Raw genomic sequence first — 9,874 nt, 5'->3', positions numbered from 1 at the left:
GGCAAGCCGGTTGGTATTGACGCAGTAGTGCTCTCTACCCAGCATGATCCTGATATTGCTTACAAGGATCTGCAAGAGGCTGTACTGGAGGAGATTATCAATCCTGTCCTCCCTGCAGAGTGGCTCGATGCCAATACCAAATACCATATCAACCCAACCGGCAACTTTGTTATAGGTGGACCTGTTGGTGACTGCGGTCTTACCGGAAGAAAAATTATTGTAGATACCTATGGAGGCATGGCTCGCCATGGTGGTGGCGCCTTCTCTGGCAAGGACCCATCCAAGGTTGATCGCTCTGCGGCATATGCAGGACGTTATGTTGCCAAGAATATTGTTGCTGCGGGGCTGGCCGAACGCTGCGAAATTCAGGTCTCCTACGCAATTGGTGTTGCTGACCCCACCTCGGTCTCTGTTGAGACATTTGGTACCGGCGTCATTGATGACTCCAGAATAGAGGAGCTGGTACTGGAATTCTTCAACCTGAAGCCTCGCGGAATTGTCGAGATGCTTAATCTGCTACGCCCAATCTATCAGAAGACAGCCTCTTATGGACACTTCGGCAGAACAGAAAATGAGTTTACCTGGGAGCATACCGACAAGGCTGACGCGCTACGCGACGCTGCTGGAATCTGATGAACTTTTAATACCACAAAAACCTCAGCCCGGGGAGCGCTGCAACGGCACCCCCGCCAGGCCCGGACTGAGGCAAATACAAGTAACTGCGCTCTCGATTGATTGATTATTGAAACAAAGGAAAGAGAATGAACAATATCGAGACCACAGACAACTACATCATCGCTGACATGAGCCTCAAGGATTGGGGCCATAAAGAGCTTCGTATCGCAGAGAGTGAAATGCCTGGACTGATGGCACTGCGTGAAAAATATGGTGAGGACAAACCTCTAAAGGGGGCACGTATTGCCGGCTCTCTCCATATGACCATCCAGACTGCTGCACTGATCGAGACTCTGATCGCACTTGGTGCAGAGGTGCGCTGGGCATCATGTAATATCTATTCAACACAAGATCACGCTGCGGCAGCTATTGCTGACCAGGGAATTCCCGTCTTTGCCTACAAGGGTGAGAGCCTGGAAGATTACTGGGACTATAGCCACAAGATCATGGAGTGGTCTGATGGCAGCACCCCGAACATGATTCTGGATGATGGTGGTGATGCCACTCTGCTTATTATTCTCGGCTCCAAGGCAGAGAGTGATATCTCCGTACTGGACAATCCAACCAGTGAGGAGGAGGAGGTTCTCTATGCAGCGATCAAGAACAAGTTGAGTGAATCCCCAAACTGGTACTCCAACATCCTGAAAAACATTCAGGGTGTTACCGAGGAGACCACAACCGGCGTTCACCGTCTCTACCAGATGCAGGAGGATGGGGAGCTTCCATTCCCAGCCATTAACGTCAACGACTCCGTCACAAAATCAAAATTCGACAATCTCTACGGCTGTCGTGAATCACTGGTGGACGGAATCAAGCGTGCAACAGATGTAATGATTGCCGGAAAGATTGCCGTTGTTCTCGGTTATGGGGATGTTGGCAAGGGATGTGCCCAATCGCTACGTGGCCTGGGTGCAACTGTCTGGATTACTGAAATTGACCCTATCTGTGCCCTACAGGCGGCAATGGAGGGGTACCGTGTAGTAACCATGGATGATGCCGCCTCACAGGGAGATATATTTGTAACCGCAACCGGCAACTTCAATGTGATTACTCACGACCATATGGTACAGATGAAGCATGAAACCATCGTCTGCAACATTGGCCACTTCGACAATGAGATCGATGTTGTAAACATGAAGAAGTATGAGTGGGAGAATATCAAACCACAGGTTGATCACATTACCCTGCCAAGCGGCAACAAGATCATTCTGTTAGCTGAGGGACGACTGGTTAACCTTGGTTGTGCTACAGGCCACCCAAGCTTTGTTATGTCCAACTCTTTTACCAACCAGACTCTGGCACAGATCGAACTCTTCAACCAGAAGGGTGAGTACAAGAATGAGGTCTACACCCTGCCGAAACATCTGGATGAGGAGGTTGCGCGCCACCACCTTGAGAAGATTGGTGCCAATCTCACCACTCTAAGCAAGACCCAGGCAGACTATATCAGCGTACCGGTAAATGGCCCTTATAAACCAGAGCATTATCGCTACTAGCTTTTTCAGAGATTCTCTAGGCACTGCAAGGAGGTTGAGTTATCCTGTTGACCGAAACCGGGTGCGCCTGAGGGGAAAAGGATAACCCAACCTCCTGATACCGAGACGACAAAATATATGAATCAATCAGCCCCACAATTTAGTCTGGAATTCTTTCCTCCAAAAACAGAGGCGGGGAGAGAGAAACTGCAGACAGCTCAAAAAGAGCTATTCAGCACGATACAGCCTGCCTATGCCTCAGTTACTTTTGGTGCAGGTGGTAGCACCCAGGAGGGAACCTATGATGCTGTGATGGAGATCCAGCAACAGGGGGTTGATGCAGCTCCCCACCTCTCCTGTATTGGTGCCACCAAAGATAGCATCACCGCAATTCTTAGAGGATATCAGGAGAAGGGTATCCACCGCATTGTTGCTCTGCGGGGTGACATGCCGTCTGGAATGGGGGCATCTGGTGACTTCCGTTACGCTAATGAACTAGTCTCATTTATCCGTGAAGAGAGCGGCGACCATTTTCATATTGAGGTAGCTGCCTATCCGGAATTTCACCCTCAGGCTCCAGACGCCTTTACCGACCTGCAAAATTTCAAACGCAAGGTTGATGCTGGTGCAGATAGTGCAATTACCCAATATTTCTACAATATCGATGGCTACCTCCGCTTTGGTGAAGATTGTGCTGCAATGGGGCTTGATCTACCGATCGTCCCCGGCATTATGCCAATCACCAACTACACCAATCTGGCACGATTCTCCGAGATGTGTGGGGCAGAGATCCCTCGCTGGATCAAAGAGCGTCTAATAGCCTATAGGGATGATACGGAATCACTGCGTGCGTTCGGTCTGGAGGTCACTACCAGACTATCTCAGGACCTGTTAAGTGCCGGCGCACCAGGGCTCCACTTCTACACCATGAACCAATCAGCCCCAACGCTACAAGTATTTAACAATCTGAACTAGGATTAACCTATGGGACAACTCTTCTCCGCACTGAAAGAGCGCCATATCGAATTTATTGAGCAGCAGCATATCTATTTTGTTGCTACTGCCCCCAAAGAGGGGCGCATCAACCTCTCACCAAAAGGGCTTGACTCACTCCGAGTCCTCAACAACAACCGCATACTCTGGCTAAATCTTACAGGTAGTGGAAACGAGACTGCAGCACATCTGCTGGAGGACCACAGAATGACTCTGATGTTCTGCTCTTTTGAAGAAAAACCACTAATCCTTCGCGCCTACGGAACTGCATCGACGATTCACCCCGATGAACCCTCGTGGGATGATCTATACAGCAACTTCTCCCAAGGAAATGGTGCAAGACAACTTATTGATCTTAAAGTTGATCTTGTCCATAGCTCATGTGGGTTTGGAGTTCCAAGAATGGAGTTTCTTGGTAAGAGAGAGACCCTGGATGAGTGGATTGAGAAAAAGGGAGAAAAAGGAATCCGTCAATACTGGGAGGAGAAGAATATGATCAGCATGGATGGAAAGCCAACCAGATAATTTTCTGTACACCAGTCGCCCATAAAAAAACCGCCTCTGAGCACAGGGCCCAGGGCGGCGGTGACGGCTCTCTAAATTGGGGGAAAGAGAGCGCATCAGCATGAGCCTTTGTTGATGACGGTATTCGAGGAGGAGGGTGAATCCGACATCAGCTCAAGCCCTATATTATAGATTAACAATATAGGTAGTTGCAACCATTTTCTACAATATCGTCACCCCAACCACCTCTTGTCCATCAAGCTGCAACTCCACCTTGCCCCAACACTCTACCCGATTGATGGTACAGCCTGATGCGCTCATAACGATCTCCTCAAAATTCAGCTCAACCAGCGCCCTCTTCTCATCTTGCTCCAATACCTCAAATTTGAGAGTTGCGTTATCAACCCAGCCATTTTCTGTTGTCAGATAGGCGATCTCACGAAAACTTTTCAGATATTTCTCAATAACATCATACATTGTTGGCAACTCTCCTTTGACCATTCAGGACAACTACATATTCCTTAAGGAAGCTCTGATTAAGTCACTTCGTGACTCAATCAGAACTCCCTCTCAAGTTATCCTATGGGGGCACCTGTTGATCCCTTCCCCCAAACCCCCATCCCATTACGCTTGTTCAGAGGTTCCTTAACTATCATTGAAACATTATACTCCCCCACACCCATGCCAATCCCCAGAATTTACAGCGAGTCCAAGCTGTCTCCAAACAGCACCATTGAACTGAGTGAAGCAAGCCGACGCCACGTTGTTCAGGTATTGCGTCTAAAGCAGAATGACCATCTTGTTCTGTTTGATGGCAACGGAGGAGAATTTCCAGCCACTATAGATCATATTGAAAAACGGTCAGTTACCGCTCTTATCACAGATAGAGAAAACCCGGAACGTGAAAGCCCCTTAGCCATTCACCTGTTCCAAGGGATATCAAAAGGTGAGCGTATGGATTACGCCATCCAGAAGGCTGTTGAAAACGGAGTCAGAGAGATCACCCCTGTTTTTTGTGAACGTAGTGTGGTCAAACTTGACCAGAAACGGCTCGACAAGAAGACCGGGCACTGGAGAAAGGTGGTTATCTCTGCCTGCGAACAGTGTGGTCGCAATATTGTTCCGCCAGTTCATGCCCCAGTAACTCTGCACAAAATGCTTGCTGACAACAATTCCAAACAGGGATTTATACTTGATCCAAAATCCAGACAAAGGCTCTCTGAATTGCCTCCCCCAAAACCAGTCACAGAAAGTATTGGTATCATAGTAGGGCCTGAGGGAGGGTTAACTGACCAAGAAATTATCTCTGCACACGAGAGAGGATTTCATGGGGTAACAATGGGGCCACGAATTCTACGAACAGAGACGGCATCTGTCGTAGCCATAACCATTATGCAAACACTCTGGGGAGATTTATAGCCACAATGTTTACATCAGATTCTCCAGTTCCAAACCTCACAACTGCTCTGACTGGGCCACTTCGGGAGATTGAATCTCACCTGCTGGAGCGACAGCCTCAGATTGAGACCTGGTTTCGTAGTGAATGGAAGAAAAGTGCCGCCCCTTTTTATACCTCAGTAGACCTGAGAAATGCCGGTTTCAAACTGGCGCCTGTGGACACCAATCTATTTCCTGCTGGGTTCAACAACATCAATCCGGCATTTTTTCCGCTATCGGTACAGGCAATTCAGAGTGCAGTGGAGCGTGCCTGCCCTACTGCCTGCAATATTCTTCTCATTCCAGAGAACCATACCCGCAATACCTTCTATCTGGAAAGTCTGGCAACACTGAGAAAGCTACTCCAGCATGCCGGTTTTGCCGTTCGTATTGGCTCCCTGATAGAGACACTGGAGTCTCCAGAGACAATATCACTACCATCAGGCGCAGATATAACTCTGGAACCTATTCAGAAGAGCGGGAGCAATATACAACTGGAAGGCTTTGTTCCTTGCATCATTCTACTGAATAACGATCTCTCTGATGGTATTCCCGAAATACTACAGGGTGTCGATCAATCAATTATTCCTCCTCTCGAACTGGGGTGGAATAACCGAAGAAAATCAGACCACTTTCAACACTACAATCAGGTAGCCAACGAGTTTGCTGCACAACTGGATATTGATCCATGGCTGATCGACCCACTGTTCGAGAAATGTGACTCCATCGATTTCAAGAATCGCGAAGGAGAGGAGTGTCTGGCTGCCCATATTGACCATCTGTTAAAAGAGATCCAGAAAAAATATGACCAGTATGGTGTGGATCTGCCCCCCTTCGTCCTGGTCAAGGCAGATGCCGGCACCTATGGAATGGGAATAATGACTATCCACAATGCCAGTGAGGTTCATGAACTGAATCGCAAGCAACGCAACAAGATGGCAAAAAGCAAGGGGGGGCAATCGGTTACTGATGTGATTATCCAGGAGGGCGTATATACATTTGAGACCATTGGAGAAAATCAGGCCGTTGCCGAGCCTGTTGTCTACATGATGGATCACCATGTAATTGGCGGCTTTTATCGAGTACACACCTCAAGAGGAGCGAATGAAAATCTCAATGCACCAGGCATGCACTTTGAGCCACTCTCATTTGCAAACCCACTCAATCTGCCAGACCATACCCAGGAACCTGATGCAGAACCAAACCGTTTCTATGCCTATGGTGTAATTGCACGACTCGCAATGCTGGCTGCCGCAAGAGAGATTCATGAAGTTATTGGAGGAGAGAACGCATGAGGATTGGTATTGTTATGGATCCAATTCAGACGATCCACCCATACAAGGATAGCAGCCTTGCCATGCTGCTTGAGGCCCAGAAACGGGAGTGGGAGATCCACTACATGGAGATGGATGACCTCTTTCTGGAACAGGGCACAGCCATGGGACAGACTCATCTACTTCAGGTTATGGATGACATGAAGCAGTGGTATGTTCTGGGGGAAAAACAGGCCATGCCGCTATCAAATCTTGATGTTATCCTGATGCGGAAGGACCCTCCATTTGATAGAGAATATCTATACGCTACCCACATTCTGGAACTTGCAGAACGTGATGGCGCCATGGTGGTAAACCGCCCACAAGCTCTGCGTGACCTCAATGAAAAGCTTGCTACATCATGGTTTCCAGAACTCTCTCCTCCCTCTCTGGTAACCAGCAACGAGGCACGTATCAGACAGTTTCTTGATGCACATGAGGAGATCATCCTGAAACCACTCGATGCCATGGGTGGGACATCAATATTCCGTCTTCGTTCAGGCGATCAGAATACCGGGGTTATTATCGAGACAATTACAAATAACGGATCAAGTTACGTAATGGCACAACGCTTTATTCCGGAAATTACAGCAGGAGATAAACGCATCCTGATGGTTGACGGAGACCCTATTCCATATGCTCTGGCACGTATTCCGGCTGAAGGTGAAAATCGCGGCAACCTTGCTGCTGGTGGGCGTGGGGAAGGTATTCCGTTGTCAGAGCGGGACTTGGAGATTGCCCAAAAAGTCTCTCCTCTTCTGCAAGAGAGAGGCCTGCTATTTGTTGGCCTTGATGTTATCGGTGACTGGCTCACCGAAATCAATGTCACCAGTCCAACCTGTATCAGAGAACTTGATAATAAGTACGATCTGAATATTGCAGGAGATCTTATGGATGCAATTGAGCGGAGACTGGGACAATAAAATTCCGCCTGACACTATCCTTTTTCACACTTCTCATACTTACTGGATGCGAACGAGCGCCGGAAGTTTACAGAGATCAGTTCCTTGCCTTTGGAACCATTGTATCCATCTCTATCTGGGACAGCAGCGAGGAGCAGAGCCTGAAAGCCAGCAGAGTGATTCGTGATGACTTTGCCGCAATGCATGACACCTGGCACGCATGGAAAAGGGGCGGCCTGCTAAGTGAGATCAACCAGGCCTTTGCGGACGGTGCTCCAATTCAGATTGCATCTGAGGCATCCTCGCTATTAAAGAAGACCGCCCTCCTCTCCCGTCAGAGTGGAGCTCTTTTTAATCCGGCAATTGGCAACCTCATTGCGCTCTGGGGGTTTCATGGTGAGGAGTGGAGCGGGCCACCCCCTTCTCAAGAGGAGATAGATATTCTGATACAAAACAGTCCATCAATGGATGGTCTCCAGTTCAATAATGGAACAGTCAGTAGCAACAACAGGAATATCAAAATTGATCTGGGAGGTATCGCAAAAGGCTATGCCGTAGACCGCGCCATAACCAAGCTCAAATCTCTAGGCATCAAAAACGCCATAGTAAATACAGGTGGTGACCTACGTGCCATAGGGAATAGAGGGGAAAGCGCATGGAGCATTGGTATCCAATCGCCAGATGGGAAAGGTGCAATAGCCTCTATTAATCCACAAAATGATGAATCTATCTTCACCTCTGGCGACTATGAGAGGATGTTTATCTATGCAGGCAAGCGTTATCATCACATTATCAACCCGAAGACAGGTTGGCCTGCAACAGGAGCCCGCTCTGCCACCGTCATCCACTCTGACGCCATGGTTGCAGATGCTGCAGCAACCGCCATGTTGATTGCCTCACCAGAAGAGCGATCAATGGTTGCAGCTCAAATGGGTATTAGGTATGTTTTGGTTATTGGTGAGGATGGTATTTTTTACATGACTACAGAGATGCAGGATCGTCTTCATTTCCAGCAAGATACAACACCCAAAATACGGCAACTAAATTACAAAAACCCATGAGCCACAAAGTAGATAGCAAAGAGAACTACCTTAGCAACCACCTGCTGATTGCCATGCCTTCACTGCAAGACTCAGGGTTTGACCATACCGTATCACTTATCTGTGAACACAATGAGGAGGGGGCCATGGGGTTTGTACTCAATCGCCCCACCAACCTGCATATAGGTGAACTATTTGCACAGATGGATATAACAGTCACTGCTCCACTAGCAAAAAACAATCTGCTGCATAATGGTGGCCCGGTTCAGCCTGATCGTGGCTTTGTGATTCATACCCCGGTTGGTAATTGGGACTCCACTCTCGAGGTTACACCAGAAATTGGAATTACCGCATCCAGTGATATTCTGGATGCCATTGCAACCGGCAAGGGGCCAGAAAAACATATCGTCACTCTTGGTTATGCTGGATGGTCCGGCGGACAACTGGAGCAGGAGATCAGTGAAAATAGCTGGCTCAGTGTTCCTGCAGACCTCCAGCTGATTTTTGATACCGATGATGCAAAACGGTGGGAATCATCTGCTGGCAGAATCGGGGTTGATATCTCGTCACTTACCACAGAAGCGGGACATGCCTGACCACACCCTGCTGGGCTTTGATCTTGGGACACACCGTATTGGGGTTGCCATTGGTCAGGAGATCACAGGATCAGCCCGACCCCTTACTACCATCCATCGCAGCAACAGAAATGCTGATTGGCAACAGATTAAGGGGCTTATTCATGAGTGGGGAGTCACTGCTGCAGTCGTCGGGATTCCTCTGGATATGGATGGAAACGAGCAGGAGATGAGCCGGCTCTCAAGAAAATTCAGTAATCAGCTACGTGGCAGATTCAACCTGACTGTATATGAAATCGATGAAAGGCTGACCTCAGTCGAGGCAGAGTCTATAATTCGTTCAAATAGCGGAAACCGACGACCAACCGAAGAGCGTGATATCGATGCAGTCGCCGCAACCCAAATACTACAGAGCTGGCTAAACAACCAGAATAGAGATGAATACAATTGACATAGATACCCTTTCGGTAGATGCACTGATTAGCCAGATGGCTGATCAGTTGCACCAACAGCTTGGAGACCAGCTGGAGAGTGCGCACCTGATAGGAATACACACTGGTGGAACCTGGGTCGCAGAACAGCTGCACAAAGAGTTAAACAACCAACATCAAATGGGGGAACTCAATATCTCATTCTATAGAGATGACTTCACCCAGATCGGTCTCCACCCTCAAGTGACCCCTTCCAACCTACCTTTTGATATTGATGGAAAACTGATTATTCTGGTTGATGATGTGCTCTTCACTGGTCGCACCATACGTGCCGCGTTGAATGAGATATTCGACTATGGAAGACCTGCAAAAGTACTCCTCGCAGTACTGGTAGACAGAGACGAACGAGAGCTTCCGATACAAGCAGATATCACTGGAGTCAATATTCATGTACAATCCGCGCAGCAAATCAAGCTCAACGGGCCGGTTCCACTGGAACTAAGGATTCAGCAGTCAGGAGAATGAGATT

12 protein-coding genes and 1 riboswitch are annotated in these 9,874 nt (G+C 48.3%); of the genes, 11 read left to right on the top strand and 1 reads right to left on the bottom strand.

Going from position 1 to position 9,874, the window contains the following annotated elements:
* The 4 genes from metK to AC3ZFK_RS04555 form a co-directional block, all read left to right on the top strand.
* A partial coding sequence (metK, locus tag AC3ZFK_RS04570; protein WP_487541352.1) for a methionine adenosyltransferase occupies window positions 1–633 on the top strand: 633 nt, incomplete at its 5' end.
* A 25-nt stretch (window positions 634–658) separates the two neighbouring features.
* A riboswitch (S-adenosyl-L-homocysteine riboswitch) is annotated at window positions 659–734 on the top strand.
* 27 nt (window positions 735–761) lie between these two features.
* A complete protein-coding gene (ahcY, locus tag AC3ZFK_RS04565; protein WP_487507034.1) occupies window positions 762–2,171 on the top strand; it encodes an adenosylhomocysteinase in 1,410 nt (469 codons plus the stop codon).
* 117 nt (window positions 2,172–2,288) lie between these two features.
* Entirely contained in the window at window positions 2,289–3,125 is an 837-nt protein-coding gene (gene metF / locus AC3ZFK_RS04560) for a methylenetetrahydrofolate reductase [NAD(P)H] (protein ID WP_487507033.1), read from the top strand.
* A gap of 9 nt (window positions 3,126–3,134) precedes the next feature.
* Window positions 3,135–3,668 carry a pyridoxamine 5'-phosphate oxidase family protein gene (locus AC3ZFK_RS04555; RefSeq protein WP_487507032.1) on the top strand — a complete coding sequence of 178 codons (534 nt, stop codon included), beginning with the start codon at window positions 3,135–3,137 and terminating at the stop codon, window positions 3,666–3,668.
* 201 nt (window positions 3,669–3,869) lie between these two features.
* On the opposite strand, the gene AC3ZFK_RS04550 is transcribed toward AC3ZFK_RS04555, so the two are convergent.
* Window positions 3,870–4,148, bottom strand: coding sequence for a hypothetical protein (locus AC3ZFK_RS04550; RefSeq protein ID WP_487507031.1), 279 nt, complete (start codon window positions 4,146–4,148; stop codon window positions 3,870–3,872).
* Between the two features lie 180 nt (window positions 4,149–4,328).
* Here AC3ZFK_RS04550 and AC3ZFK_RS04545 point away from each other — a divergent pair, with 180 nt between their 5' ends.
* From AC3ZFK_RS04545 to pyrR, 7 genes are read left to right on the top strand one after another with little or no spacing between them, the layout of a single operon-like run.
* Complete coding sequence (locus AC3ZFK_RS04545; RefSeq protein ID WP_487507030.1) at window positions 4,329–5,066, top strand: 16S rRNA (uracil(1498)-N(3))-methyltransferase; 738 nt, start codon at window positions 4,329–4,331, stop codon at window positions 5,064–5,066.
* Window positions 5,067–5,071: 5 nt separating this feature from the next.
* Window positions 5,072–6,379 carry a glutamate--cysteine ligase gene (gene gshA, locus AC3ZFK_RS04540; RefSeq protein ID WP_489433737.1) on the top strand — a complete coding sequence of 436 codons (1,308 nt, stop codon included), beginning with the start codon at window positions 5,072–5,074 and terminating at the stop codon, window positions 6,377–6,379.
* Window positions 6,376–7,320, top strand: coding sequence for a glutathione synthase (gene gshB, locus AC3ZFK_RS04535; protein WP_487507028.1), 945 nt, complete (start codon window positions 6,376–6,378; stop codon window positions 7,318–7,320). Before gshA ends, gshB begins: the two co-directional genes overlap by 4 nt.
* The gene (locus AC3ZFK_RS04530; RefSeq protein WP_487507036.1) at window positions 7,317–8,360 is read left to right on the top strand and encodes an FAD:protein FMN transferase; all 1,044 of its coding nucleotides are present in this window, start codon (window positions 7,317–7,319) and stop codon (window positions 8,358–8,360) included. The genes gshB and AC3ZFK_RS04530 overlap by 4 nt, the downstream gene beginning before the upstream one ends.
* Complete coding sequence (locus AC3ZFK_RS04525) at window positions 8,357–8,935, top strand: YqgE/AlgH family protein (RefSeq protein WP_487507027.1); 579 nt, start codon at window positions 8,357–8,359, stop codon at window positions 8,933–8,935. The genes AC3ZFK_RS04530 and AC3ZFK_RS04525 overlap by 4 nt, the downstream gene beginning before the upstream one ends.
* The gene (ruvX, locus tag AC3ZFK_RS04520) at window positions 8,928–9,365 is read left to right on the top strand and encodes a Holliday junction resolvase RuvX (protein ID WP_487507026.1); all 438 of its coding nucleotides are present in this window, start codon (window positions 8,928–8,930) and stop codon (window positions 9,363–9,365) included. The genes AC3ZFK_RS04525 and ruvX overlap by 8 nt, the downstream gene beginning before the upstream one ends.
* Entirely contained in the window at window positions 9,352–9,870 is a 519-nt protein-coding gene (pyrR, locus tag AC3ZFK_RS04515) for a bifunctional pyr operon transcriptional regulator/uracil phosphoribosyltransferase PyrR (RefSeq protein ID WP_487507025.1), read from the top strand. Before ruvX ends, pyrR begins: the two co-directional genes overlap by 14 nt.
* Window positions 9,871–9,874: the final 4 nt, after the last annotated feature.

This window comes from Candidatus Thiopontia autotrophica (assembly GCF_982804495.1).
Note: the sequence above shows the minus strand (reverse complement) of the source record. Positions and strands in the feature narration are given on the sequence as shown.